We start from the raw sequence: 23,135 nt of genomic DNA, 5'->3' as shown, positions 1-23,135 counted from the left end.
AGAAATGGTGGAGTCCATCGCACGTGTGCGACACATCCGCGTGACCCCTCAGAAGGCTCGTCGCGTCGTCGCGCTCATCAAGGGCAAGCAGGCCGAAGAGGCCCTCGCCATCCTGAAGTTCGCGCCGCAGGGCGCGAGCGAGCCGATCTACAAGCTCGTCGCCTCGGCCATCGCGAACGCTCGCGTCACCGCCGACAAGACGAACGAATACCTGGATGACGCCGACCTGTACGTGAAGAACGCGTACGTCGACGAGGGCACGACGCTCAAGCGTTTCCGCCCCCGCGCACAGGGTCGCGCCTTCCAGATCAAGAAGCGCACGAGCCACATCACGGTCGTGCTCGCGACGCCGGAGACCGCTGAGGCGACCCCGGCCCGCGCCAACAAGAAGGCGAGCAAGTAATGGGACAGAAGGTCAACCCGTACGGCTTCCGCCTCGGCATCACCACCGACCACGTGTCGCGGTGGTTCTCGGACTCGACGAAGCCCGGTCAGCGTTACGCCGACTACCTCGCCGAGGACATCAAGATCCGTCGCCTGCTGACCACCTCGCTCGACCGCGCCGGTGTCAGCAACATCGAGATCGAGCGCACGCGTGACCGCGTCCGCGTCGACATTCACACCGCCCGCCCGGGTATCGTGATCGGTCGCCGCGGCGCCGAGGCCGAGCGCATCCGCGCCGACCTCGAGAAGCTCAGCGGCAAGCAGATCCAGCTGAACATCCTCGAGGTCAAGAACCCCGAGGCCGATGCTCAGCTGGTCGCTCAGGGTGTCGCCGAGCAGCTCTCCGCACGCGTGGCGTTCCGTCGCGCGATGCGCAAGGGTCTGCAGGGCGCGCAGCGTGCCGGCGCCAAGGGCGTCCGCATCCAGGTGTCGGGTCGCCTCGGCGGCGCCGAGATGAGCCGCTCGGAGTTCTACCGCGAAGGCCGTGTGCCGCTGCACACCCTGCGCGCGAACATCGACTACGGCTTCTACGAGGCCAAGACCACCTTCGGCCGTATCGGCGTGAAGGTGTGGATCTACAAGGGCGACCTCACCAACAAGGAGCTCGCCCGCGAGCAGGCCAACGCGCCCAAGTCCCGCGGTCGTGACGACCGCGGTGGCGACCGTCGTCGTGGCCCGCGCAACGAGGCCCCCGTGGCAGAAGGAGCGTCGGCGTAATGCTCATCCCCCGCAAGGTCAAGTACCGCAAGCAGCACCACCCCGGCCGTTCCGGCCAGGCCACCGGTGGCACTCAGGTGTCGTTCGGGGAGTACGGGATCCAGGCGCTGACCCCCGCTTACGTGACCAACCGTCAGATCGAGTCCGCTCGTATCGCCATGACGCGTCACATCAAGCGTGGTGGAAAGGTGTGGATCAACATCTACCCCGACCGTCCCCTCACCAAGAAGCCGGCTGAAACCCGCATGGGTTCCGGTAAGGGTTCGCCCGAGTGGTGGGTCGCGAACGTCAAGCCGGGCCGCGTCCTCTTCGAGGTCGCGGGTGTCGACGAGCAGCTCGCTCGTGAAGCACTGACCCGAGCCATTCACAAGCTGCCCCTGAAGGCACGCATCATCAAGCGCGAGGAGGGCGACGCGTAATGGCGATCGGCACCAAGCAGCTCGCTCCGAGCGAGCTCGACACGTTCGAAGACCAGCGCCTCGTCGAGGAGCTGCGCAAGGCCAAGGAAGAGCTGTTCAACCTGCGCTTCCAGTCGGCTACCGGCCAGCTCGAGAGCCACGGTCGCATCCGTGCAGTCAAGCGCGACATCGCGCGTCTGTACACGGTGATCCGTGAGCGCGAGCTCGGCATCCGCGCCACCCCGGCCCCGGTCGAGGCGACGACGAAGGCGAAGAAGAGCAAGGCGAAGAAGACGGATGCCGTCGACGACGCCGCGAAGGAAGAGGCGGAGTAATGGCTACCGCGAAGAAGGCCGAGGCGCAGGTCGCCGGCCACGAGCACGCCGAGAACGATGTCCGTGACGAGGACGCCCGCGGTTACCGCAAGGCGCGCCGCGGCTACGTCGTCAGCGACAAGATGGACAAGACGATCGTCGTCGAGGTCGAGGACCGCGTGAAGCACCCGCTCTACGGCAAGGTCATCCGTCGCACCTCGAAGGTCAAGGCGCACGACGAGACCAACTCGGCGGGCATCGGCGACCTGGTCGTCATCAACGAGACCCGTCCGCTCAGCGCCACCAAGCGCTGGCGTCTGGTCGAGATCCTCGAGAAGGCCAAGTAAGCCTCGCGGCTTACTTGGAACCCAAGGAGTAAAAAGTGATTCAGAACGAATCCCGGCTGAAGGTCGCCGACAACACCGGCGCGAAAGAGCTGCTCACCATCCGGGTGCTCGGCGGCTCCAACCGTCGGTACGCGGGCCTGGGCGACGTCATCGTCGCCACGGTCAAGGACGCGATCCCGGGTGGAAACGTCAAGAAGGGCGATGTGGTCAAGGCCGTCGTCGTCCGCGTCGTCAAGCAGACCCGTCGTTCCGACGGCTCGTACATCAAGTTCGACGAGAATGCCGCCGTCATCCTGAAGAGCGACGGGGAGCCCCGCGGCACCCGCATCTTCGGACCGGTCGGTCGTGAGCTTCGCGACAAGAAGTTTATGAAGATCGTCTCGCTCGCCCCGGAGGTCATCTGATCATGGCGAAAATCAAAAAGGGCGACCTGGTTCAGGTCATCTCGGGCGCGAAGCCCGAGCGTGGCGGCGACCGCGGCAAGCAGGGTAAGGTCCTCGAGGTCCTCACCGAGCAGAACCGCGTCATCGTCGAGGGCGTGAACTACGTCACCAAGCACAACCGCGTGGGCCAGTCCCAGCGCGGAACCAAGACCGGTGGCATCGAGACGTTCGAGGCCCCGATCCACATTTCCAACGTCGCGATCGTCGACCCCTCGACCAAGAAGCCGACCCGTGTCGGCCGCCGGGTCGAGGAGCAGGTGAAGGACGGCGTCAAGCGCACCGTCCGCGTGCGCTTCGCGAAGAAGAGCGGCAAGGACCTCTGAGTATGAGCACCGACACTGCCGCGGTAACTGGCACTTCGTCCGAAGGGCAGCCCTCGAAGGGCGCCGGCCAGCCCCGCCTGAAGCAGAAGTACAACAACGAGATCAAGAAGGCCCTGCAGGAGGAGTTCGGTTACGCGAACGTCATGCAGACGCCCGGCCTGGTCAAGGTCGTCGTCAACACCGGCGTCGGCGAGGCTGCTCGTGACAGCAAGGTGATCGATGGTGCGGTCGACGACCTCACCAAGATCACCGGTCAGAAGCCGATCGTCACGAAGGCCCGCAAGTCCATCGCGCAGTTCAAGCTGCGCGAGGGTCAGGCCATCGGTGCGCACGTCACCCTCCGTGGTGACCGCGCATGGGAGTTCGTGGACCGCCTCGTCAACCTCGCCCTGCCCCGCATCCGCGACTTCCGCGGTCTGTCGGCCAAGCAGTTCGACGGCAACGGCAACTACACCTTCGGTCTCCAGGAGCAGTCCGTGTTCCACGAGATCGACCAGGACCGCATCGACCGCGTGCGTGGTTTCGACATCACCATCGTCACCACCGCCAAGACCGACGACGAGGGCCGTTCGCTGCTGCGCCAGCTCGGCTTCCCGTTCCAGTCGGCCGACGCTCAGGCCTGACACCATGGGCCCCCGGACACCCGGGGGCCCCTCATCGAAGGTCGACTGTCGTGTAACGGCAGCCGAAACCTCATGAAAGAAAGAAGCAACACATGACGATGACAGACCCGGTCGCAGACATGCTGACCCGTCTGCGCAACGCGAACTCGGCGCACCACGACTCCGTGTCGATGCCGAGCTCGAAGCTCAAGACCAACATCGCCGCCATCCTCAAGCAGGAGGGTTACATCGCCGACTGGAACGTCGAAGACGCCCGTGTCGGCCACACCCTCAACATGACGCTGAAGTACGGCCCGAACCGCGAGCGGTCGATCGCCGGCATCAAGCGCGTCTCCAAGCCCGGCCTCCGCGTGTACGCGAAGTCGACCGAGGTCCCCACGGTCCTCGGCGGGCTCGGCGTGGCCATCCTGTCCACCTCCTCCGGTCTCCTCACCGACCGTCAGGCCGAGCAGAAGGGCGTCGGCGGGGAAGTCCTCGCCTACGTGTGGTGATCTGACATGTCGCGTATTGGACGTCTTCCCATCGACATCCCCGCCGGCGTCACCGTTTCGGTGAACGGCCGGGAGGTCTCCGTCAAGGGCCCCAAGGGTGAGCTCGAGCTCACCATCGCACAGCCCCTCGAGGTGTCGGTCGAGGAGAACCAGGTTCTCGTCACCCGCCCCGACGACGAGCGCGAGTCGCGGTCGCTCCACGGCCTGACCCGCACGCTCATCAACAACAACATCATCGGTGTCACCCAGGGCTACACCAAGGGCCTCGAGGTCGTCGGCACGGGTTACCGCGTCGCCCAGAAGGGCAGCGCGATCGAGTTCGCCCTCGGCTTCTCGCACCCCGTCCTCATCGACCCGCCCGCGGGTATCACCCTCACGGTCGAAGGCAACAACAAGGTCACCGTGAGCGGCATCGACAAGCAGGCCGTCGGCGAGGCCGCAGCCAACATCCGCAAGATCCGCAAGCCCGAGCCCTACAAGGGCAAGGGTGTGCGGTACGCGGGCGAGGTCGTCCGCCGCAAGGCCGGAAAGAGTGGTAAGTGACCATGGCTGTCAAGACAAAGTCCGTCGCTCGTGCTCGTCGCCACGCGCGTCTTCGCAAGAAGGTCGTCGGCACCGAGCTGCGTCCCCGTCTCGTCGTGACGCGCTCCGCGCGCCACGTGTTCGTCCAGGTCGTGGACGACAGCAAGGGCCACACCGTGGCCTCCGCTTCCACCCTCGAGACCGACCTGCGCGGCTTCGACGGTGACAAGACCGCCAAGGCCCGCAAGGTCGGCGAGCTCGTCGCCGAGCGTGCCAAGGCCGTGGGCGTCTCCGACGTCGTGTTCGACCGTGGCGGAAACCGCTACGCCGGCCGCGTCGCCGCGATCGCCGACGGAGCTCGCGAAGGAGGGCTGAACCTGTGAGTGACAACAAGGAGACCGAAGTGACCGAGCAGACTGCCCCGGCTGACGGTGCGGCTGCCGCTCAGGCCCCCGCCGAGCGTGAGCGCGAGCCGCGTCGCGGTGGTCGCGAGCGCAACACCAACCAGCGTGACCGTGGTTCGCGCGACCGCAACGAGAGCCAGTTCCTCGAGCGCGTCGTGACCATCAACCGCGTCTCGAAGGTCGTCAAGGGTGGTCGTCGCTTCAGCTTCACCGCACTCGTCGTCGTCGGTGACGGTAACGGCGTGGTCGGTGTCGGCTACGGCAAGGCGCGCGAAGTGCCCCTCGCCATCTCGAAGGGTGTCGAAGAGGCCAAGCGCAACTTCTTCCGCGTTCCCCGTTCGGGCTCGACCATCCCGCACCCCGTGCAGGGTGAGGCCGCAGCCGGTGTGGTGCTCCTGCGCCCCGCCGCCGCCGGTACCGGTGTCATCGCCGGTGGTCCCGTCCGCGCCGTGCTCGAATGCGCCGGCATCCACGACGTCCTGTCGAAGTCCCTCGGCTCGTCGAACACGATCAACATCGTGCACGCGACCGTCGAGGCGCTGAAGGCGCTCGAGGAGCCCCGCGCCGTGGCTGCCCGCCGTGGCCTGGAGTTCGACCAGGTCGCCCCGGCCCGCCTCGTGCGCGCCGAGGCAGCCGCTCAGAAGGTAGGTGCCTGATGGCCGAGCGTCTGAAGGTCACGCAGATCAAGTCCAAGGTGAGCGAGAAGCAGAACCAGCGTGACACGCTGCGTTCGCTCGGTCTGAAGCGGATCGGCGACTCGGTCGTCCGTCCCGACGACGCGCAGACGCGCGGCTACGTCAAGACCGTCGCCCACCTCGTCAAGGTTGAGGAGATCGACTAATGGCTGCCAAGAAGGACGAGACCGCAACGGTCGACGCCTCCAAGAAGGCACCGGCCGCCAAGGCCGGTAAGAAGGAAGCCCCCGCGGCGCGCCCCGGCGTGCTGAAGGTCCACCACCTGCGTCCCGTCCCGGGCGCCCGCACCGCCAAGACCCGTGTGGGTCGCGGTGAGGGCTCGAAGGGTAAGACGTCCGGTCGCGGTACCAAGGGAACCAAGGCCCGTTACCAGGTCAAGGTCGGCTTCGAGGGTGGGCAGATGCCGCTGCACATGCGCACCCCGAAGCTGCGCGGCTTCAAGAACCCGTTCCGCGTCGAGTACCAGGTCGTGAACCTGGACAAGCTCGGCGAGCTCTACCCGCAGGGCGGCGACGTGACCGTCGCCGGCCTCGTGGCCAAGGGTGCTGTGCGCAAGAACGAGAAGGTCAAGGTGCTCGGCACCGGCGACATCTCGGTCGCACTGACCGTCTCCGTCGACAAGGTCTCCGGCTCCGCCGAGCAGAAGATCGTCGCCGCCGGCGGTACCGTCAACTGACGACCCGACCCGGAAGGGGCCGGCGGCCTTACGGCCGTCGGCCCCTTCTGCATTAGTCTGATTGGGAGTGCGCACTGCCGCGCTCCGAGATCGTTCTGGAGGAATCTCCCTTGTTCAGCGCCATCGCGCGGGTTTTCCGCACGCCCGACCTGAGGCGGAAGATCGCCTTCACGCTGGGCATCATCGCCATTTACCGGCTGGGTGCCCACGTGCCGACGCCCTTCGTCGACTTCCCCAACGTTCAGCAGTGTCTGAACCAGTCGGGTGGTACCGAGGGACTGCTGTCTCTGGTGAACCTCTTCTCGGGCGGCGCTCTGCTGCAGCTGTCGATCTTCGCTCTCGGGGTCATGCCGTACATCACGGCGACGATCATCGTGCAGCTGCTGCGCGTGGTCATCCCGCACTTCGAGACGCTCTACAAAGAGGGTCAGGCGGGTCAGGCGAAGCTCACGCAGTACACGCGGTATCTCACGATCGCGCTGGCGCTGCTGCAGTCGACCACTCTGGTCACCGTCGCCCGCTCGGGCCAGCTCTTCGGCTCGGCCGGGGTGCCCGAGTGCCAGCAGCTGCTGACCAATGACATCTGGTGGGCACAGCTGCTCATGATCATCACGATGACCGCCGGTACCGGCCTGGTCATGTGGTTCGCCGAACTCGTCACCGAACGCGGCGTGGGCAACGGTATGTCCATCCTCATCTTCACCTCGATCGCCGCGACCTTCCCCGGCGCCATGCTGTCGATCCTGAACGCCCGCGGCGTCGAGGTCTTCCTGCTCGTCCTGGCCGTCAGCATCGTCATCGTCGCCCTCGTGGTGTTCGTCGAGCAATCGCAGCGGCGTATCCCGGTCCAGTACGCAAAGCGCATGGTCGGCCGTCGTACCTACGGCGGCACGAACACCTACATCCCGATCAAGGTCAACATGGCCGGCGTCGTGCCCGTGATCTTCGCCTCGTCGCTCCTGTACATCCCCGCCCTCATCGCACAGTTCAACCAGCCGCAGCCGGGCCAGGAGCCGTCGCCGTGGGTGACGTGGATCTCGCAGTACCTCACGCGTGGTGATCACCCGCTGTACATGCTGATCTACTTCCTCCTCATCATCGGGTTCGCCTACTTCTACGTCGCCATCACGTTCAACCCGGTCGACGTCGCCGACAACATGAAGAAGTACGGCGGGTTCATCCCCGGCATCCGCGCGGGGCGTCCGACCGCCGAGTACCTCGACTACGTCCTGACGCGCATCACGCTGCCCGGCTCGATCTATCTCGGTCTCATCGCGTTGCTGCCGCTGGTGGCACTCGCGACGGTGGGGGCCAACCAGAACTTCCCGTTCGGCGGCGCTTCGATCCTGATCATCGTCGGTGTCGGTCTCGAGACCGTGAAGCAGATCGATGCGCAGCTTCAGCAGCGTCACTACGAGGGGCTGCTTCGATGAGCGCGCGTCTTCTGATCGTGGGCCCGCAGGGGTCGGGCAAGGGAACCCAGGGCGTCCGCATCGCAGAGGCACTCGGGATCCCGGTGGTCTCCACCGGGGACGTGTTCCGGGCCAACGTCGCCCAGGGCACGGAGCTGGGCCAGCAGGTCAAGGCGATCATCGACGGCGGGAGCCTCGTTCCCGACGAACTGACCAGCGCGGTCGTCCGCGACCGACTGTCGCAGGCCGACGCGGCAGAGGGCTTCCTCCTCGACGGCTACCCGCGCAACCTCGCCCAGGTGATGCACCTCGACGAGTTCCTCGAGGGACGCGACGAATCGCTCGACGCGGTCATCGCACTCGTCGTACCCCGCGAGGAGTCGCTGTCACGGCTCACCGCCCGTGCGTCCGAGCAGGGGCGCGCCGACGACACCGAAGAGGCCATCGCCACACGTCTGGGCATCTACGAGCGCGAGACGGCGCCCATCCTCGACGTGTACGGCACGCGCGGGGTGGTCGACGAGATCGACGGCGTCGGCAGTCTCGACGAGGTGACCGCCCGCATCTTCTCGGCCCTCGAAGCGCGTGGTCTCCACGCGTCACCGGCTGCGTGACGTGGGTCTTCGTTCCTCCGTCTACAAGAAGCCGGCCCAACTCCGCTCGATGATCGAGCCCGGCCTCATCACCGCCGACGCTTTGGATGCGGTTCGTGCGCTGGTCGCTCCGGGGGTCACCACGCTCGAGCTCGACGCCGCGGCGTCCGCGCTCATCACCTCGCGCGGCGCCGTGTCGAATTTCCAGATGGTGCGGGGCTACCGGCACACGATCTGCGCCTCGGTCAACGAGCAGGTGGTGCACGGCATCCCGAACGATCGCCCTCTGCGGGCGGGCGACATCCTCTCGATCGACGCGGGTGCGGAGCTGCGTGGATGGAACGGCGACTCGGCGTTCACCGTCATCGTGCCGGGCGACGCTCCCGACGACATCGTGGCGCCGCGTCGACGTCTCTCCGAGGTCACCGAGGGATCGTTGTGGGCGGGTATCGCCGCGCTGAGCCGCGCGTCGCACCTCGGCGAGGTCGGAACCGCGATCGAGCAGTACATCGAGGCTCATGCCCCCGATGGGGGGTACGGCATCCTGCGCGACTACGTCGGTCACGGCATCGGTCGCAAGATGCACGAGTCGCCGAGCATCTTCAACTACGCGGTGCCCGATCGCGGGGCGGAGGTGCGTCCGGGGCTGGCCGTGGCCATCGAGCCCATGGTCGTCATCGGCGACCAGGAGACCTTCGTGGAAGACGACGGCTGGACGGTGTCGACCCTCGACGGGACGGCCGGCTCCCACTGGGAACATAGCGTCGCCGTGCATGATGGGGGCATCTGGGTGCTGACCGCTCACGACGGGGGCGCCGAGAAGCTGGCGCCGTTCGGCGTGGTGCCGAAGGAGATCGATTGATGATGATGGCTGCTGTGCGAAAGTCCACCAACTGGTTCGCGATCGGAGTGACGGCGGCGGCGCTCGTGGTCGTCCTGATCGTGGCGGGCGTCGTATGGTTTGCCAACAGCCAGGCGACTTCGCCCGGTACGCTCCCGGAGTCGTCGGCGGTCGACACCGAGACGGGTGCGATCGCGGTCGGTTCCGGAGAGAAGACCGTCGACACGTACATCGACTTCATGTGCCCGGTCTGCAACCAGTTCGAGCAGGCCTACGGGCCCACGCTCGATCAGCTCGTGGCCAGCGGCGAGATCACGTTGAACATCCACCCGATCTCGATCCTCGACCGCGCCTCGCAGGGCACCGAGTACTCCACGCGTTCCGCCTCCGCCGCCTATTGCGTCGCCGTCGACGACCCCGCGAACGTTCCCGCGTTCGTGAAGGCCCTTTACGCGCAGCAGCCGTCGGAGAACACGGCCGGTCTGGACGACGCGACCCTTGCGTCCGTCGCCACCTCGGTGGGCGCGTCGGATGCCGCCACGTCGTGCATCTCCGACGGGACGTACACGAGGTTCGTGACGGCGATGACCCAGAACACCCCCGTGCAGCCCGGGAGCGGCGGTATCGCCACGCCGACGATCGCCGTGGACGGAACAGTCCTGGCGAACCAGACGGACCTGACGGGCGACCCGCAGAAGGACATCGTCGACCGCCTCAACGGCTGACGACACTCCCGGCGAGTTGCCGGAGTGGGCAATACCACGTATGCTTGATCTTTGGTGCGTTGCGCCTTTCTTGGCGTGTCGAAGCACCAAATCCCCATCCACCGCAGACCGGCCGGTCTGCAACTGAGCGTGAGCGAGTTTATGGCGAAGAAAGACGGTGTCATCGAGATCGAGGGCACGGTGTCCGAAGCACTGCCCAACGCGATGTTCCGTGTCGAACTGACCAACGGTCACAAGGTGCTCGCCACCATTTCGGGCAAGATGCGGCAGAACTACATCCGCATCATCCCGGAGGACCGGGTCGTCGTCGAACTGAGCCCGTACGACCTCACCCGCGGTCGTATCGTCTACCGCTACCGCTGAGTCCGGCCGAGAAGTAACGAGCCGCACCTCGCGCGTTCGAAGACAGCGAAACAGGAACATCATGAAGGTCAACCCCTCCGTCAAGCCCATCTGCGACCACTGCAAGGTGATCCGTCGCCACGGGCGCGTGATGGTGATCTGCAAGAGCAACCCGCGCCACAAGCAGCGCCAGGGCTGAGCTCTTCGCCGTTCGACCCCTTTCCAACTGAATACACACCGGCAGGATCAGATCCGTCATCGTCCGGGCGCTCCGACAGGCTCAGCGATCGCATGGCGGGGACACCTCGGGGCGGAGGCCCGAGCACCGATCCTGCTCCACACCTCCACGACACTCTGAGGAGAGCCGCATGGCACGTCTCGCCGGCGTCGACATCCCGCGCGACAAGCGCGTGGTGATCGCACTTACTTACATCTACGGCGTGGGTCGCACCCGCTCCGTCGAGATCCTCGCGGCAACGGATATCGATCACGACATCCGCGTGAAGGATCTCACCGACGACCAGTTGGTCGCCCTGCGCGACCACATCGAAGGCACCTACAAGGTGGAGGGTGACCTCCGTCGCGAGGTCGCCGCCGACATCCGCCGCAAGGTCGAGATCGGTTCCTACGAGGGCATCCGCCACCGTCGCGGCCTCCCGGTGCGCGGTCAGCGCACGAAGACGAACGCGCGTACCCGCAAGGGTCCCAAGCGCACCGTCGCCGGCAAGAAGAAGGCGCGCTAAGCCGCGGGCTGAGCGTCAGGATTCAGGAGAACGCACATGGCACAGGCCAAGTCCGCCGCGCGCAAGCCGCGCCGCAAAGAGAAGAAGAACATCGCCGTGGGCCAGGCCCACATCAAGTCGACGTTCAACAACACCATCGTTTCGATCACCGACCCCTCGGGTGCCGTCATCAGCTGGGCTTCGTCCGGCGGTGTCGGGTTCAAGGGCTCGCGCAAGTCGACGCCGTACGCCGCCGGCATGGCCGCCGAGTCGGCCGCTCGCCAGGCGCAGGAGCACGGTGTGAAGAAGGTCGACGTCTTCGTGAAGGGACCGGGTTCGGGTCGTGAGACCGCGATCCGTTCGCTCACGGCCGCCGGCCTCGAGGTCGGCTCCATCCAGGACGTGACGCCGCAGGCCCACAACGGCTGCCGTCCGCCCAAGCGCCGCCGCGTCTGACGCGATCGTTCCCGGGGAGTGTTCGTCGCTCCCCGGGAACGCCGCGCTCCCGCGCGAAACAGACTTCCGGATGCCACGGCTCGCCCTCGGCGCTTCGCCCGCGTGACGCGGCATCCCGCGAGTACAACTCAACACCTCACCCCATTACACGTGTCATATAGCGGGCACGTGATCGAAAGGAACACATAGTGCTCATCGCACAGCGTCCCACTCTGACCGAGGAGAAGATCGGGGAGTTCCGCAGCCGTTTCGTCATCGAGCCGCTGGAGCCCGGCTTCGGTTACACGATCGGCAACGCGCTGCGTCGCAGCCTCCTGTCGTCGATCCCCGGCGCGGCCGTCACGAGCATCCGCATCGACGGCGTGCTGCACGAGTTCAGCACCATCCCGGGCGTGAAGGAAGACGTCACCGAGATCATCCTGAACATCAAGCAGCTGGTCGTCTCGAGCGAGCGCGACGAGCCCATCACGGCGTACCTGCGCAAGACCGGCTCCGGTGAGGTCACCGCCGCCGACATCTCCGCTCCCGCGGGTGTCGAGGTGCACAACCCCGAGTTGGTCATCGCGACGCTCAACGACACCGCGAAGTTCGAGCTCGAGCTCACCATCGAGCGTGGCCGTGGTTACGTCTCGGCGACGCAGAACCGCAACGAGTACGCCGAGGCCGGTCAGATCCCGATCGACTCGATCTACTCGCCCGTGCTCAAGGTCAGCTACCGCGTCGACGCCACCCGCGCCGGTGAGCGTACCGACTTCGACAAGCTCGTCCTCGACGTCGAGTCGAAGGCATCCATCGCCCCGCGCGACGCCGTCGCCTCGGCCGGACGCACCCTCACCGAGCTGTTCGGTCTCGCTCGAGAGCTGAACGTCGAGGCCGAGGGCATCGAGATCGGCCCCGCGCCGGTCGAGACCGTCCTCTCGAACGAGCTGTCGATGCCGATCGAAGACCTCGATCTCTCGGTCCGCTCGTACAACTGCCTCAAGCGCGAGGGCATCAACACCGTCTCGGAGTTGGTGGCCCTTTCCGAGACGCAGCTGATGAACATCCGCAACTTCGGTCAGAAGTCGGTCGACGAGGTGCGCGACAAGCTCACCTCCCTCGGCCTGTCGCTCAAGGACTCGGTGCCCGGCTTCGACGGCGCCCAGTTCTACAGCGGCTACGACGAAGAGACCGTCTGACCCCGGTCGGACCCGACCGAACCTCTCACTGGAGTAACACGACATGCCTAAGCCCACGAAGGGTCCCCGCCTCGGAGGCGGCCCGGCCCACGAGCGTCTGCTTCTCGCCAACCTGGCCGCAGCGCTGTACACGCACAAGTCCATCAAGACGACCGAGACCAAGGCGAAGCGCCTGCGTCCGCTCGCCGAGCGCCTGATCACCTTCGCCAAGCGCGGCGACCTGCACGCGCGTCGTCGCGTGCTCGGCGTGATCGGCGACAAGGACGTCGTGCACACACTGTTCACTGAGATCGCGCCCCTGGTGGCCGAGCGTGACGGTGGATACACCCGCATCACCAAGGTCGGAAACCGCAAGGGCGACAACGCCCCCATGGCCGTGATCGAGCTCGTTCTCGAGCCCGTCGCGAAGAAGGCGTCGAACAAGGCCGCAGCGGCTCCCGCCGCTGCTGCCGCACCGGCTGCCGAGGAGCCCGTCGCCGACGAGGCTCCCGCCGCGGAGAGCACCACTGACGAGGCCGCCGACGCCGGCGCCGAGTCGCCCGAAGAGGGAGCGGCCGCAGAGGCTGCCGCCGCGGACGCCGTCGAAGGCGACACCAAGGCCTGAGCCTCTCTCAGCGCGCACGATGCCCCCACCCCGATTCGGGTGGGGGCATCGTCGTTGCCGGGGCTCCGCGGCCACGGTCCGGTGCTCGTAGGCTGGTGGGGTGCGTATCCGCCTCGACATCGCCTATGACGGCACACACTTCCGCGGGTGGGCCCGGCAACCGGGGCTGCGCACGGTGCAGGGCGAACTCGAGTCGGCCTTCGCGCGTATCGTCGGCGGCGCCTCGCGGCTGGTCGTGGCGGGCCGCACCGATGCCGGCGTGCACGCGTCGGGCCAGGTCGCACACCTGGATCTCGACGAGGAGCAGATCGCGCGCTTGCCGCGACGGCGCCGCGACAACGACGAGGCCGACGCCATCGCCTCCCTCGCGGGCCGTGTACGCGGCGTCCTGGGCCACTATTCCGACGTCTCGGTCCTGCGCGCGTCGCGAGCCCCGGAGGGATTCGACGCGCGGTTCTCCGCCGTGTGGCGGCGGTACGCGTACCGACTGGCGGATGCGAACGCGGGCTACGACCCGCTCGACCGCCTGCGTACGACCACTGTGCGCAGCGCCCTCGACCTGGAGGCGATGGATGCCGCCGCCTCGCGTCTGATCGGGCTGCACGACTTCGCCGCATACTGCAAGGCGCGCGAAGAGGCGACGACCATCCGCACTCTGCTCGAGTACGACTGGCGGCGCGGTGACGACGGTGTCCTAGTGGCGAACGTCCGGGCGGACGCGTTCTGTCACAGCATGGTGCGCGCCCTCGTGGGGGCGTGCGTCGCCGTGGGGGAGGGGCGTATCGAGGTCGACGACGTCGTGGCCATCCGCGACGCGCGTATGCGCATTCCCGAGACGAAGGTGCTGGCCGCGCGGGGGCTCGTACTCGCGGAGGTCGGCTATCCGGCGGACGAGTTGCTGGCGACGCGCGCCGAACAGACACGCAGACGGCGGGATGCCGACGACCCGGCATCCTGATTCCCCTCCCGGCGCCGATGCAACCCCTCGGGAGGCGCTGCGCACGCGGACGTATGCTGACATCGCCATGAAGGTCATTTCCTACAACCTCAACAAGCACCGTGCCGCCGGTGAGCTGACCGCGCTCCTCGAGACGCACGGGGTGGACGTGCTGTGCCTGCAGGAGTGCGACACGAACGACATTCCCGAACAGGTCGGAGGATTGCGCCTCGCCGAGGCCACTCAGCGCAACCGCCTCGGTCTCGCCGTGTATTACCGGGAGAACACGTTCCGCGCCGAGGAGGTGCGGGCGATCTCGTTGAAGAAGTCCCTGCACGACTACGTGCTGAAGCCCGCAGAAGAGCGGATGCTGGGGGTTCGGCTGCGTGACATCGACACGGGGCGCGACGTGATTGTGGCCTCCTTTCACGCCGCGCCACTGACAGCCCTGAACTCCCTGCGGCGACACCAGATCCGCACGGCGCTCACCGAGCTCCAGAACCTCGGGCCCGGTCTTCCCGCGCTGATGGTGGGGGACTACAACTACCCGGTCTTCAAGGAGAATCTGGGACAGAAGGTCCGTGACCAGGGCTACGAGTTGACCCTGAGCGACGCGCGCACGTACACCCGCTACCGCTTCTTCCGCGGGCACTACGACTTCGCGACCTCGGTCGGATTCGACATCGCCCACATCACGACCCTGCCGCAGGGCCTCAGCGACCATCTGCCGATCCTCATCACGGCCGAGGTCACGGCATCCCGCGGTGGGGGTCTGGGCTGATTCGGCAGGCGAAAATACGAAGAGGGGGTCGTCCGAAGACGACCCCCTCACGCATTTCTGCGATGGGTCAGGATTGCGCGCTACGACGACGACGGACGACGGTGCCGACCGCCACCGCGCCGCCCGCGAGGACGAGCGCTCCGCCTGCGATCCAGAGACCGGCGGTGTTGTCGGCGTCGAAACCGGTCACGGCCAGGCCGCCCTTCGCGGGCGACGTGCTCGAGCCCGCCGGGGTGACGGTCACACTCGAGTGCAGCACGAGACCGCTCGTGGCGCCGGTGAAGGTGAAGTAGTAGACGCCCTTGGCGTTGCCCGGGAAGCGCACCGGCGTCTTGAGGTAGCCGTTGACCGCACGCGAACGCAGGGAGTCGTTGGTCTCGGTCGCGACCGAGGCGAGCGTGATGCTCTTCGCCGCGCCACCGGTGACGGAGACGATGATCTCTTCGTCGCCCTGGTAGGCCGCGCGGTCGGTGGTGAACGTTGCAACGCCGCCGGGGGCGGCCACCGACGGTGAGACGCTGATGACGGCGGGGTCGGTGTAGGCGTTGGCGGCCGTGGGGGCCATCAGCGCGGCCGCGGCGAGCGAGAGCGCAACGACGGCCCGGACGATCTTGGTCTTCATGGTGTGCCCCATCTGCTTGGCGAAGTCGAGCCGGCACGGGGATACGGGGCGAGGTCCGCCTGCCGCAGTCCGAATGGCTTCTAGCGGAGAGTCTTGTGGAGGAGGAGTGGGCGACTCGCACGGTAGGAGCTGGTTTCACGCGGTGATGCCGTGGAGTTCACCCCATCGCGGAGCATGTCCGTGTGCAGTCACCCCGGGAAGCGGCACTCCCCGCCGCGGGGGAGCTCGGCGCCGTCACGGGTGGGTGTGGCCACGGCATCCAATTCGGGGGTGGCTGTCAGCCGCACGAGGAGGTCGAGCCGCGCGGACTCGCCGGGGGCCACGCGCACGGACCACTTCACCACCTCGCGGCCGTCGTGCACCCCGCCGGCGAACCCCGCCGCGTCGTCTTCGCCGGTCGTTCGACGCTCGAGGAGTTCCGCACCGGGCGGGAGGTAGACGTAGACCCCGGTGAGGGCATCGCCGACGGGCACGCCGTACTCGCCGCCCCCGGTCACGTATGCCGGGAGCGAGGCGGGGTCGGGGGCGTCGCTGCGCAGCTCGACGTGTACCGAAGCCACGTCGGCGCCGCACCACGCCGTCTCGACGAGGGGATGGAGGTAGTAGTCCATCTTGGAGCCCGTGCCGTCGTTCAGGTAGACGCCGAAGGTGCTGCGCGTACCGTCGGAGACGGGGAGGGCGCCCTGCAGGGTCGACCCCTCGAGCACGGCTTGCTCCACGGCGTCCGCGTTCCAGACGAGCAACCGCCGCTCGCGTCCAGCCTGGCCGACGGCATCCACCAGGGCCCGGGGATCCACACGACCTTCGGCGAGGGCCTGGAAGACCGCCGCCGCCGCGCCCTGGAAGAAGGCGTCCTGGTCGCGCGGGTCGGAGTAGCGGCGATAGGTCTCGTCGAGAAGGAGGCGGACGGCGTTGTCGGCGGTCAGGTCATCGCCGGACGCCAGACGCACGGGGCCCGTCGCGCGCAGCAGATACGACAGGGTCACGGGATCCAGGGCGACCACGGCGTCGACGGTCGTGCCGTGCACGCGGCGCCACATCTCCCGCGCGAGGGGTGCGCCGACGGCGAAGTCGGGCACCTGCGTGGTGTTCTGCAGGTATCGGGCGGGACGGGTGTCGTAGATGCTCTGCACATCGGCCGCGAGACCGGCCACCGGCGCCGCGCCCAGATCGCCGAAGTCGGCGGAGGACGCCTGGGCTGCCAGCGTCATCCGGCCGTCGAGGGTGTCGAGCTGGGCGACCGCGCCGACGACACCGCCGAGCGAGCGCCACTCGGCGTTGTTCTGGAACAGCACGAGCGTCGACCGAGCACCGTCGGCGCCGAGCATCGCCGGCAGGAGTCGGGCGGCTCGCTGGAGCGCGTCGGTCCCGTCGGCCGCCGTGTCGAGGAGCTCGCCCGCCTTCGATACCCCCTCCGCCACGCGCCCGATCAGCGGGCCCCGGTCGATGGCGGACAGCCGGTCGGCGGACTCCCTGAGCGTGGATGCGGCAGCGGTGGCGGCGGGGGCGATGGCGGCGATCGATGCGACATCGACGGTGCCGTCGACGGATCGGATCACCTCGAACGACAGCCCGGCGGACGCATCGGCCAGCGGCTCGAGGGCGCCGACGGCGCTGTCGATCGCGCTCGCGGTGTCGGAGACGGCCGACAGCTGCGGTCCGATCCACGGCAGCGCCTCCGCGAGCCGCCAGACGGGGTCGCCGGTCAGTTCGCGTGCCGCGGACGTGTCGTCGCCGATGGACGCGAAGACGGTCGTCGCGGCCGCGGGATCGTCGAGGGCGCTCGTCGCGTCCGACACCGCCGCCTGTGCCTGCAGCAGGTGCGTTTGCGCGAGAGCGGCTCGCACACCGATCCACGCGGTGAACGCGATCCCCGCGAGGGCGATGAGACAGACCGTGCCGGCGAAGGCGCGGCGCGCACGAGACGAGGATCGGGGGCGGGGTTCGGCGATCACGCGATCACCCTAGGCGGATCGTGGGGGGCGGCCGGCGGCACCTCTAGGCTGAAGGGATCTACTCGGGGGAGAAGCTATGGAGCGGACAGCGGGACGTGTCAGGGCGATCACAGCGGTGGCGCTCGCCGCGGCGTGCGTGACGGTGATGACCGGGTGCGGCGCCCCGCCCTGGGCGCAGGGTGCGGGGGAACCTTCCGCCGCCTCGGCTGCGCCGACCGCCTCCGTCGCCCCGCAGCCCGTTCCCAACGATCTGTCGAGCGGTTCCACCCAGCGCACCTTGACCGCCGGTGCCGTGACGGCGCAGGTCGATTACTGGTCCACGCTGTCGATGGATCGCTGGACGCCGACGGAGCTGAAGCCCGTGAACCTGTCGATGGTGACGACGGTGACGCCCGACGACGGCCAGAAGGTCTATCTGCAGCGCGCGACCATGACGGCCGTTCCCGGCAACTCCTCGGAGTCTCTATCGCCCTTGACGCCGCAGGTCGACCAGACGGACGCTCCCGGCTATCTGGTGCTTTCGCCCTACAGCTACTCGCAGACCTTCACCGTGGGCGAGGTTCCATCCGATGCAACCTTTGTCACCCTGCGCTTCACCTTCGAGTACCTCGTTCAGACCACGCCGACCTCGGACGAATTCGCGAAGCAGACCGCGAGCGACTCGCTCACCGTGGCGATCGCCGGGGGCGGAGCGGTGTCCGGCGGGTAGCCGTCGCAGGCGGCAGCCTCGCTCGGTGCGACCGCGTGTTCAGGAGGGGTGGTCCTCTGAGAGCGCGGGCAGGATGACGGTCACGGTGGTGCCGACGCCGAGTTCGCTCTCGAGGAAGAGCGATCCGCCCTGATCCTCCACGATGGTGCGGATGATCCCCATGCCCAAGCCGGTACCCGGTGTGGCGCTCTCCCGCGCCGACCTCGCGCGGAAATACGGATCGAACACGCGCGGGAGGTCGTCGGAACCGATGCCGATGCCGGAATCGGCGAAGCGCAGGATGACGTCGTCGGGGCTCACCTCGCCGGAGATGCGTATCGTGCCGCCGGATGGCGTGTACTTGATCGCGTTGCTCAGGATGTTGTCGAAGGCCTGGCGGAGGCGGAAGCCATCGCACGCCACGTCAGCGGTCGGGGGGAGTTCGTCGAGAACGCTGACGCCGCGCGCAGCGGCTGCGGGACGGAACGACTCCAGCGAAGACGCGATGATCCGACTCGCGTCAGCGGAGGTAGGTGCCGCCATCTCGCGGAACACCCCGCGGGAGGACGCGAGAATCTCCGAGATGAGCTTCTGCATGCGCTCCCCAGCACCGGCGATGACCTCGAGCTGCTCGCGCACCTTCGGCGAAAGGGTGGGGTCGTCGAGGGCGAGATCGGCGTGTCCGACGATGGCGGTGAGCGGGTTTCGCAGCTCGTGCGACACCGTGGCCGCCAGCCGCTCGCGGGCTCGCTCGGACTCGATGAGCGCGGTCACGTCGTGGACGATGAGCAGCGTCCCCTCCGGCTCGTCGAAAGAGACCAGTCGTCGCGTTGACACGGATAACGCGTGCCACTCGCCGCGGGTGTCGAACAGCCATACCCTCTCATCGTCGAGCTGCTCACCGCGCGCCGCGCGGGCGAAGGGACGCTCGTCGTCGGGTAAGGGCTGGCCGCGCAGTGCCGCGTACTCCACTGCACCACCCGGGCGTTGCGGTTCGTCGCGTTCGACACCGTAGAGGGAGACATAGGTGTCGTTGAGGGCCAGGACCTCGCCGTGCGCGGAGAGCCGTGCGATTCCGGTATCGAGACCGTTGAGCATCTGCGATACGCGACGCTCCTGGCCGGAGACGCGCTGCAGCGTGCCCTGCAACCGGCTCGCTTGACGCCGGAGCAGCTGCTTGAACGCGCGGGTCTGTCGGGCGGACAGGTACGCGGTGATCGCGATGAATGTCAGCGACAGCAGGACGACGAGCAGCCGGAGCGCGGAGGACGGCCCTGCCGCGTTGAGCGTCACGTCGACGAGGATGACGACCGTGACCGCACCGAGCGCGGAGACGAGGGGGACGAGCGTGAAGTGCGTGGCGATCCACATGATGGGGAACACCCAGAAGAACCCGAAGCGGAGATCAGTGCCGACGCTCATGAGTCCGATGGCGATGATGTCACCGAACGGGATGAGGGAGACGGCAGCGCGGGGGACCCGATGCCAGGGTACGACGATGGCGACGGCCGTCAGGGCGATCACGACGCCGACGCCGGCCGAGAACGGCCAGTAGGAGAACAGTGTCGGTTCGATCATCTGGACCAGCAGGACGGTGATCATGACGCTCGCACCGAGCAGGAGCTGCAGGAGCCACACGGACCGCGTGCGCCCGCCGGGGCCGGCTGCGTCGTCATCGCCCGCGGCGTCCGGGAGCACCGCAGACGGGACGCTCCTCGGCGATGCCATGCCTGCGAGTTTATCGACGCCGAGGGGGGCTGCGGCGTTCGCTCGATCGGGTCCCGTCCCCCGTGAACGTGGGCTCATCTCTTCATCAGAGCGTGCCGGAGCGCGGACGCGGGAGGCGGCGCTTCATGAGCGCGGACAGACCGTCGACCGTCGAGACCAGGGAGTACCGGAAGGAAAGGTCGGGAACGTCGTCGGAGCCGAGGAGGTCCATGCGCCGGGCCCACGCGCGACGAATGGCGTCTTCCGTCTCATCGGTGGCCGTCTTCGCCGAGGAGACGGCGAACACGGTGTCGCGCACGGGAATGCCTGCCGCTCCATCGGGTAGCGCGTCATCCACCGCATCAGCCGCTGCTCTCAGCATCTCGCGCCCGCGGTCGATGCTGTGTGCGGTCCGGATGAGGTCGAGCTCGGGCACGTGCACCACCGTGACCCGCAGGCGACCGTGCGCCGCGATCAGACGCGCGGCCTCGCGCCGGAGGGCTCCACGGTCGTGGGCGCGCGTGCCGGGTGACGGTCGGTCGTCGAGTTGGCGGCCGAGGCGAACCGCGCCCACGGTGACGAAGGCGATGGCGACCGCACTCACGATGGCGGTCGCCTCGGCGGAGAGGGGCCCCGGCTCCACCAGAGGGGCGGTGCCGACCGCCGCGACCACCGCGAGTCGTACGACGTTGTAGGCCGCGAAGACGCCGAGGGTCCACGTCAGCACCCGTGTTCCGCGCAGGTCGCCCAGCGGACGATGCGCGCACTCCACCGCGCCGAGCAGGGCGAAAACGGCGAGCCCGGCGGTTTTGAGCACGGTCGCGTCCTCGAGGGAGACGACGAAGGTCAGTCCCAGGAGGAAGATCCCGGTCGCGACGACACCGATCGCGCCGACGGTGCGGCGGAGATTGAGGCGACGCGCACCCGCCCACAGCAGACCGGCAGCCATCACGTTGGTGGCGTTTCCGCCCGCGGCGGCTGCGGTCCCGGCGCCCGCCGCCTCGAGGACGTTCATCGCCCCGCACAGCAGGGCGGCGAGCGCCGACATCCCGAAGTACCGCACCATCTCGGCGCGGGCCCCGCCGCGATCGTCGTCGCGCCGTCCGTGGGCGAGGAGCAGGACGGTGAGGGCGAAGACGGCAGCCGCGATTGTCGACACGAGCGCAAGGACGATCATGCGACGCTCGCTCCTCGAAGACGGACCGGCGAATCTTGCGCGAATCTTGCGGAGGCCGGGCCCCGGCGCAGACGGGGCGTTGCGGCGGGTGGCCCAGAGTCGGTACCGGCCAACAGGTCACCCGCTGAGAGGAAGGCCCCGTCATGACCGATGTGCGAGAGTTCACACCCCGCTCGCGCACGCTTCGCGTGCACGAGCTCGAGCAGACGCCGGTTCACGACGAGACTCTCGCCGACGAGTTCGCGTCGGTTCTCGAAGACACCAACGTGCACCGCTCGACGATCGGGTGCGTGATCCCCGCCTACAACGAGGAGGAGTCGATCGCGGGCGTCATCGAGGCGCTTCTCGCGCAGACCCGCGTGCCGGATGTCATCCACGTCGTCGTCAACAACACCTCGGATGCGACGGTCAAGATCGCCTCCGCCTACAGCGGTCCCCATGAGCTGCGCACCGATCTCGGAGAGCAGTTCACCGAGGTGTTCGTGCACGACATCGGAAAGAACCCCGACAAGAAGGTCGGGGCGCTCAACTACGGCTACGCCCTCGTCGAGGGATACGACTACCTGCTGGGCGTCGACGGCGACACCGTCGCCGACAGTCGGGCCGTGGAGTACCTCGAGAGCGAGGCCGTCTCGGATTCGCGCATCGGCGGCATCTCGGCGATCTACACGATCGACGACAAGCCCATCACCGGTGCGATGGCCCGCTTCCTCATCGCCGGACAGCGGACCCAGTTCGCCGCCTTCAACCTGCAGAACATGCTGCGCGGGCGCAACATGGCCGTGCTCGGGGGGCAGTTCTCGATCTTCTCCACGAGCGCCCTGCGCGAGGCCATGGCGCAGAACCATCAGTCGACTCCGTGGGTGAAGGACTCCGAGGTCGAGGACTCGCTGCTCTCGCTGCAGATCAAGAGCGCCGGGTACCTCACGAAGATCAGCCCGTTCGCTCGCGCCGACGTGGGCGGCATGACCACCCTCTCGGCGTACGACGCGCAGCAGGTCAAGTGGACCTATGGGGCGATCGAGCTCATGTGGCCCGGTCAGCGGGGCGACACGAAGGGTCAACCCTTCCACCCGAACCTGCGCCTGCGGTGGTTCGAGAACTTCGGCATGCTGACCAACCTCTTCGTCCGAGTGGCGTTTCTGACGCTGCTCGCCGGTTCGCTGTCGATCGATGCCTTCGCGTTCTCGCCGCTGTGGCTCATCCCGCCGGCGGTGGCCATGTTGTTGAACCTGCGTATCGCGCGCACCATGAAGAACGTCAACCGCACCGACATCTTCTTCGCCGTGCTGTTCCTGCCCGCCGAGATCTTCATGTGGGTGCGCATCAGTCACTTCGTGCGCTCGTGGTCTCGCTTCCTGTCGCGCAAGAAGGTGGACAACTGGGCGATGCAGGCGAAGGCGGAGCGCGGCGGGGGGCTGGGGCACTGGGTGCCGCTGCTCGTCCTCGTCGCCGCCGCCGTCGCACTGGCCGTCATCTGGATGCTGGTCGGGCCGACCGTCCAGTCGTCGATCCTGTGGATCGGGTGGCCGATCGTCGGGGTGGTCACCGTGCTGCAGACGCTGATGATGTTCTCCAAGCTCGTTCGTCGCCAGCACGGCTTCAAGGTCTGACGAACGATCGCCTCCGATCGCCCGAACGAGAGGAGGGGCGGATGCCGCGGCCCCGGGAGGGGGCGCGGCATCTGTTTCGTGCGGCGACATCAGGACGCGGAGTGCTCCGACGTCAGGCGATACCCGACGCCCCGGACGGTCTCGATGTAGCGCGGGTTGGCCGGGGTGTCGCCGAGTTTGCGGCGGAGGTTCGTCATGTGCGCCTCGATCGCCCGCTTGTCGGCGTCGCCGACGAAGTAGCTGGTGACGTAGGACTCGCCGCGGAGAACGAGTGTGAGGTCCGCTTTGCTGCGAACGCGTCGCTTGGATTCCATCAGCGTGGCGAGCAGGTCGAACTCGGTGCGAGTGAGATCGAGCTCGTCACCGGCGAGCCGCACGAGTCGCC

The 23,135-nt window shown here is 67.6% G+C and carries 33 protein-coding genes; 28 read left to right on the top strand and 5 right to left on the bottom strand.

Features of this window, described 5'->3' with window-relative positions; translation table 11 throughout:
- Positions 1 to 4: 4 nt before the first annotated feature.
- From rplV to RWP81_RS00920, 26 genes are all read left to right on the top strand, one after another.
- Positions 5 to 403, top strand: a complete 399-nt coding sequence (gene rplV, locus RWP81_RS01045) for a 50S ribosomal protein L22 (RefSeq protein WP_183418534.1) — start codon at positions 5 to 7, stop codon at positions 401 to 403.
- A complete protein-coding gene (rpsC, locus tag RWP81_RS01040) occupies positions 403 to 1,161 on the top strand; it encodes a 30S ribosomal protein S3 (protein ID WP_055959329.1) in 759 nt (252 codons plus the stop codon). Before rplV ends, rpsC begins: the two co-directional genes overlap by 1 nt.
- Positions 1,161 to 1,580 (top strand): 50S ribosomal protein L16, encoded by a 420-nt coding sequence (gene rplP, locus RWP81_RS01035; protein WP_055833705.1) that lies wholly within the window; start codon positions 1,161 to 1,163, stop codon positions 1,578 to 1,580. Before rpsC ends, rplP begins: the two co-directional genes overlap by 1 nt.
- On the top strand, positions 1,580 to 1,894 hold the full coding sequence (gene rpmC / locus RWP81_RS01030) for a 50S ribosomal protein L29 (protein ID WP_055959327.1): 315 nt from the start codon (positions 1,580 to 1,582) through the stop codon (positions 1,892 to 1,894). Before rplP ends, rpmC begins: the two co-directional genes overlap by 1 nt.
- On the top strand, positions 1,894 to 2,220 hold the full coding sequence (rpsQ, locus tag RWP81_RS01025) for a 30S ribosomal protein S17 (protein ID WP_055959326.1): 327 nt from the start codon (positions 1,894 to 1,896) through the stop codon (positions 2,218 to 2,220). The genes rpmC and rpsQ overlap by 1 nt, the downstream gene beginning before the upstream one ends.
- 35 nt (positions 2,221 to 2,255) lie before the next feature.
- Positions 2,256 to 2,624: a 50S ribosomal protein L14 gene (rplN, locus tag RWP81_RS01020; protein WP_055959324.1), complete on the top strand. Its 369-nt coding sequence runs from the start codon at positions 2,256 to 2,258 to the stop codon at positions 2,622 to 2,624.
- Positions 2,625 to 2,626: 2 nt separating this feature from the next.
- Positions 2,627 to 2,986 (top strand): 50S ribosomal protein L24, encoded by a 360-nt coding sequence (gene rplX / locus RWP81_RS01015; protein ID WP_013584004.1) that lies wholly within the window; start codon positions 2,627 to 2,629, stop codon positions 2,984 to 2,986.
- Positions 2,987 to 2,988: 2 nt separating this feature from the next.
- Positions 2,989 to 3,609 (top strand): 50S ribosomal protein L5, encoded by a 621-nt coding sequence (gene rplE, locus RWP81_RS01010; protein ID WP_235561318.1) that lies wholly within the window; start codon positions 2,989 to 2,991, stop codon positions 3,607 to 3,609.
- Positions 3,610 to 3,701: 92 nt separating this feature from the next.
- A complete protein-coding gene (rpsH, locus tag RWP81_RS01005; protein WP_055959322.1) occupies positions 3,702 to 4,100 on the top strand; it encodes a 30S ribosomal protein S8 in 399 nt (132 codons plus the stop codon).
- A 6-nt stretch (positions 4,101 to 4,106) separates the two neighbouring features.
- The gene (gene rplF / locus RWP81_RS01000; RefSeq protein ID WP_285138056.1) at positions 4,107 to 4,643 is read left to right on the top strand and encodes a 50S ribosomal protein L6; all 537 of its coding nucleotides are present in this window, start codon (positions 4,107 to 4,109) and stop codon (positions 4,641 to 4,643) included.
- 2 nt (positions 4,644 to 4,645) lie between these two features.
- Positions 4,646 to 5,005, top strand: coding sequence for a 50S ribosomal protein L18 (gene rplR / locus RWP81_RS00995; protein WP_043361012.1), 360 nt, complete (start codon positions 4,646 to 4,648; stop codon positions 5,003 to 5,005).
- Positions 5,002 to 5,682, top strand: a complete 681-nt coding sequence (gene rpsE, locus RWP81_RS00990) for a 30S ribosomal protein S5 (protein WP_399540517.1) — start codon at positions 5,002 to 5,004, stop codon at positions 5,680 to 5,682. The genes rplR and rpsE overlap by 4 nt, the downstream gene beginning before the upstream one ends.
- On the top strand, positions 5,682 to 5,867 hold the full coding sequence (gene rpmD / locus RWP81_RS00985; RefSeq protein ID WP_013583998.1) for a 50S ribosomal protein L30: 186 nt from the start codon (positions 5,682 to 5,684) through the stop codon (positions 5,865 to 5,867). The genes rpsE and rpmD overlap by 1 nt, the downstream gene beginning before the upstream one ends.
- A complete protein-coding gene (gene rplO / locus RWP81_RS00980; protein ID WP_314451396.1) occupies positions 5,867 to 6,397 on the top strand; it encodes a 50S ribosomal protein L15 in 531 nt (176 codons plus the stop codon). The genes rpmD and rplO overlap by 1 nt, the downstream gene beginning before the upstream one ends.
- A 110-nt stretch (positions 6,398 to 6,507) precedes the next feature.
- The gene (secY, locus tag RWP81_RS00975) at positions 6,508 to 7,830 is read left to right on the top strand and encodes a preprotein translocase subunit SecY (protein ID WP_055959315.1); all 1,323 of its coding nucleotides are present in this window, start codon (positions 6,508 to 6,510) and stop codon (positions 7,828 to 7,830) included.
- Positions 7,827 to 8,423 carry an adenylate kinase gene (locus tag RWP81_RS00970; protein ID WP_314451393.1) on the top strand — a complete coding sequence of 199 codons (597 nt, stop codon included), beginning with the start codon at positions 7,827 to 7,829 and terminating at the stop codon, positions 8,421 to 8,423. The genes secY and RWP81_RS00970 overlap by 4 nt, the downstream gene beginning before the upstream one ends.
- Position 8,424: 1 nt before the next feature.
- Positions 8,425 to 9,264: a type I methionyl aminopeptidase gene (gene map / locus RWP81_RS00965; protein WP_314451391.1), complete on the top strand. Its 840-nt coding sequence runs from the start codon at positions 8,425 to 8,427 to the stop codon at positions 9,262 to 9,264.
- A gap of 5 nt (positions 9,265 to 9,269) precedes the next feature.
- On the top strand, positions 9,270 to 9,968 hold the full coding sequence (locus RWP81_RS00960; protein ID WP_314451389.1) for a thioredoxin domain-containing protein: 699 nt from the start codon (positions 9,270 to 9,272) through the stop codon (positions 9,966 to 9,968).
- A gap of 141 nt (positions 9,969 to 10,109) precedes the next feature.
- Positions 10,110 to 10,331 carry a translation initiation factor IF-1 gene (gene infA, locus RWP81_RS00955; RefSeq protein WP_013583992.1) on the top strand — a complete coding sequence of 74 codons (222 nt, stop codon included), beginning with the start codon at positions 10,110 to 10,112 and terminating at the stop codon, positions 10,329 to 10,331.
- 61 nt (positions 10,332 to 10,392) lie between these two features.
- The gene (rpmJ, locus tag RWP81_RS00950; protein WP_005050492.1) at positions 10,393 to 10,509 is read left to right on the top strand and encodes a 50S ribosomal protein L36; all 117 of its coding nucleotides are present in this window, start codon (positions 10,393 to 10,395) and stop codon (positions 10,507 to 10,509) included.
- A 169-nt stretch (positions 10,510 to 10,678) separates the two neighbouring features.
- Complete coding sequence (gene rpsM / locus RWP81_RS00945; protein ID WP_055959307.1) at positions 10,679 to 11,053, top strand: 30S ribosomal protein S13; 375 nt, start codon at positions 10,679 to 10,681, stop codon at positions 11,051 to 11,053.
- A 36-nt stretch (positions 11,054 to 11,089) separates the two neighbouring features.
- The gene (gene rpsK, locus RWP81_RS00940; protein ID WP_013583990.1) at positions 11,090 to 11,488 is read left to right on the top strand and encodes a 30S ribosomal protein S11; all 399 of its coding nucleotides are present in this window, start codon (positions 11,090 to 11,092) and stop codon (positions 11,486 to 11,488) included.
- 188 nt (positions 11,489 to 11,676) lie between these two features.
- A complete protein-coding gene (locus RWP81_RS00935) occupies positions 11,677 to 12,666 on the top strand; it encodes a DNA-directed RNA polymerase subunit alpha (protein ID WP_055959305.1) in 990 nt (329 codons plus the stop codon).
- Positions 12,667 to 12,709: 43 nt separating this feature from the next.
- The gene (gene rplQ / locus RWP81_RS00930; protein WP_314451384.1) at positions 12,710 to 13,270 is read left to right on the top strand and encodes a 50S ribosomal protein L17; all 561 of its coding nucleotides are present in this window, start codon (positions 12,710 to 12,712) and stop codon (positions 13,268 to 13,270) included.
- Positions 13,271 to 13,370: 100 nt separating this feature from the next.
- Positions 13,371 to 14,228 carry a tRNA pseudouridine(38-40) synthase TruA gene (gene truA, locus RWP81_RS00925; RefSeq protein WP_314451382.1) on the top strand — a complete coding sequence of 286 codons (858 nt, stop codon included), beginning with the start codon at positions 13,371 to 13,373 and terminating at the stop codon, positions 14,226 to 14,228.
- A gap of 67 nt (positions 14,229 to 14,295) precedes the next feature.
- On the top strand, positions 14,296 to 14,988 hold the full coding sequence (locus tag RWP81_RS00920) for an endonuclease/exonuclease/phosphatase family protein (protein ID WP_183418524.1): 693 nt from the start codon (positions 14,296 to 14,298) through the stop codon (positions 14,986 to 14,988).
- 67 nt (positions 14,989 to 15,055) lie between these two features.
- On the opposite strand, the gene RWP81_RS00915 is transcribed toward RWP81_RS00920, so the two are convergent.
- Complete coding sequence (locus RWP81_RS00915) at positions 15,056 to 15,610, bottom strand: hypothetical protein (RefSeq protein WP_314451378.1); 555 nt, start codon at positions 15,608 to 15,610, stop codon at positions 15,056 to 15,058.
- Positions 15,611 to 15,798: 188 nt separating this feature from the next.
- Entirely contained in the window at positions 15,799 to 17,565 is a 1,767-nt protein-coding gene (locus RWP81_RS00910) for a DUF4012 domain-containing protein (RefSeq protein WP_314451377.1), read from the bottom strand.
- A gap of 76 nt (positions 17,566 to 17,641) precedes the next feature.
- Between RWP81_RS00910 and RWP81_RS00905 the strand changes: the two genes are divergently transcribed.
- Positions 17,642 to 18,274 (top strand): hypothetical protein, encoded by a 633-nt coding sequence (locus RWP81_RS00905; RefSeq protein WP_314451375.1) that lies wholly within the window; start codon positions 17,642 to 17,644, stop codon positions 18,272 to 18,274.
- A gap of 39 nt (positions 18,275 to 18,313) precedes the next feature.
- Here the strand turns inward: RWP81_RS00905 and RWP81_RS00900 are convergent, their stop codons facing one another.
- Both RWP81_RS00900 and RWP81_RS00895 read right to left on the bottom strand, forming a co-directional pair.
- Positions 18,314 to 19,981, bottom strand: coding sequence for a PAS domain-containing sensor histidine kinase (locus RWP81_RS00900; RefSeq protein ID WP_314451373.1), 1,668 nt, complete (start codon positions 19,979 to 19,981; stop codon positions 18,314 to 18,316).
- An 85-nt stretch (positions 19,982 to 20,066) separates the two neighbouring features.
- Positions 20,067 to 21,137, bottom strand: coding sequence for a hypothetical protein (locus tag RWP81_RS00895; protein ID WP_314451371.1), 1,071 nt, complete (start codon positions 21,135 to 21,137; stop codon positions 20,067 to 20,069).
- Positions 21,138 to 21,280: 143 nt separating this feature from the next.
- On the opposite strand from RWP81_RS00895, the gene RWP81_RS00890 reads away from it, so the two are divergent.
- A complete protein-coding gene (locus RWP81_RS00890) occupies positions 21,281 to 22,750 on the top strand; it encodes a glycosyltransferase family 2 protein (protein ID WP_055959292.1) in 1,470 nt (489 codons plus the stop codon).
- A gap of 89 nt (positions 22,751 to 22,839) precedes the next feature.
- Here RWP81_RS00890 and RWP81_RS00885 read toward each other — a convergent pair.
- A partial coding sequence (locus RWP81_RS00885) for a winged helix-turn-helix domain-containing protein (RefSeq protein WP_314451368.1) occupies positions 22,840 to 23,135 on the bottom strand: 296 nt, incomplete at its 5' end.

This window comes from uncultured Microbacterium sp. (genome assembly GCF_963521695.1).
In the GTDB taxonomy this organism is placed as follows: Bacteria; Actinomycetota; Actinomycetes; order Actinomycetales; family Microbacteriaceae; genus Microbacterium.
The sequence above is the reverse complement of the archived record's forward strand: the minus strand, read 5'-3'. Positions and strand labels throughout refer to the sequence as shown.

Excerpts from the sequence above, each read along its gene's own strand:
- rplV (WP_183418534.1), top strand. The coding sequence starts at position 5 with ATGGTGGAGTCCATCGCACGTGTGCGACACATCCGCGTGACCCCTCAG.
- rpsC (WP_055959329.1), top strand. The coding sequence starts at position 403 with ATGGGACAGAAGGTCAACCCGTACGGCTTCCGCCTCGGCATCACCACC.
- rplP (WP_055833705.1), top strand. The coding sequence starts at position 1,161 with ATGCTCATCCCCCGCAAGGTCAAGTACCGCAAGCAGCACCACCCCGGC.
- rpmC (WP_055959327.1), top strand. The coding sequence starts at position 1,580 with ATGGCGATCGGCACCAAGCAGCTCGCTCCGAGCGAGCTCGACACGTTC.
- rpsQ (WP_055959326.1), top strand. The coding sequence starts at position 1,894 with ATGGCTACCGCGAAGAAGGCCGAGGCGCAGGTCGCCGGCCACGAGCAC.
- rplX (WP_013584004.1), top strand. The coding sequence starts at position 2,627 with ATGGCGAAAATCAAAAAGGGCGACCTGGTTCAGGTCATCTCGGGCGCG.
- rplE (WP_235561318.1), top strand. The coding sequence starts at position 2,989 with ATGAGCACCGACACTGCCGCGGTAACTGGCACTTCGTCCGAAGGGCAG.
- rpsH (WP_055959322.1), top strand. The coding sequence starts at position 3,702 with ATGACGATGACAGACCCGGTCGCAGACATGCTGACCCGTCTGCGCAAC.
- rplF (WP_285138056.1), top strand. The coding sequence starts at position 4,107 with ATGTCGCGTATTGGACGTCTTCCCATCGACATCCCCGCCGGCGTCACC.
- rplR (WP_043361012.1), top strand. The coding sequence starts at position 4,646 with ATGGCTGTCAAGACAAAGTCCGTCGCTCGTGCTCGTCGCCACGCGCGT.
- rpmD (WP_013583998.1), top strand. The coding sequence starts at position 5,682 with ATGGCCGAGCGTCTGAAGGTCACGCAGATCAAGTCCAAGGTGAGCGAG.
- rplO (WP_314451396.1), top strand. The coding sequence starts at position 5,867 with ATGGCTGCCAAGAAGGACGAGACCGCAACGGTCGACGCCTCCAAGAAG.
- RWP81_RS00970 (WP_314451393.1), top strand. The coding sequence starts at position 7,827 with ATGAGCGCGCGTCTTCTGATCGTGGGCCCGCAGGGGTCGGGCAAGGGA.
- RWP81_RS00960 (WP_314451389.1), top strand. The coding sequence starts at position 9,270 with ATGGCTGCTGTGCGAAAGTCCACCAACTGGTTCGCGATCGGAGTGACG.
- infA (WP_013583992.1), top strand. The coding sequence starts at position 10,110 with ATGGCGAAGAAAGACGGTGTCATCGAGATCGAGGGCACGGTGTCCGAA.
- rpmJ (WP_005050492.1), top strand. The coding sequence starts at position 10,393 with ATGAAGGTCAACCCCTCCGTCAAGCCCATCTGCGACCACTGCAAGGTG.
- rpsM (WP_055959307.1), top strand. The coding sequence starts at position 10,679 with ATGGCACGTCTCGCCGGCGTCGACATCCCGCGCGACAAGCGCGTGGTG.
- rpsK (WP_013583990.1), top strand. The coding sequence starts at position 11,090 with ATGGCACAGGCCAAGTCCGCCGCGCGCAAGCCGCGCCGCAAAGAGAAG.
- rplQ (WP_314451384.1), top strand. The coding sequence starts at position 12,710 with ATGCCTAAGCCCACGAAGGGTCCCCGCCTCGGAGGCGGCCCGGCCCAC.
- RWP81_RS00920 (WP_183418524.1), top strand. The coding sequence starts at position 14,296 with ATGAAGGTCATTTCCTACAACCTCAACAAGCACCGTGCCGCCGGTGAG.
- RWP81_RS00915 (WP_314451378.1), bottom strand. The coding sequence starts at position 15,610 with ATGAAGACCAAGATCGTCCGGGCCGTCGTTGCGCTCTCGCTCGCCGCG.
- RWP81_RS00905 (WP_314451375.1), top strand. The coding sequence starts at position 17,642 with ATGGAGCGGACAGCGGGACGTGTCAGGGCGATCACAGCGGTGGCGCTC.
- RWP81_RS00900 (WP_314451373.1), bottom strand. The coding sequence starts at position 19,981 with ATGGCATCGCCGAGGAGCGTCCCGTCTGCGGTGCTCCCGGACGCCGCG.
- RWP81_RS00895 (WP_314451371.1), bottom strand. The coding sequence starts at position 21,137 with ATGATCGTCCTTGCGCTCGTGTCGACAATCGCGGCTGCCGTCTTCGCC.
- RWP81_RS00890 (WP_055959292.1), top strand. The coding sequence starts at position 21,281 with ATGACCGATGTGCGAGAGTTCACACCCCGCTCGCGCACGCTTCGCGTG.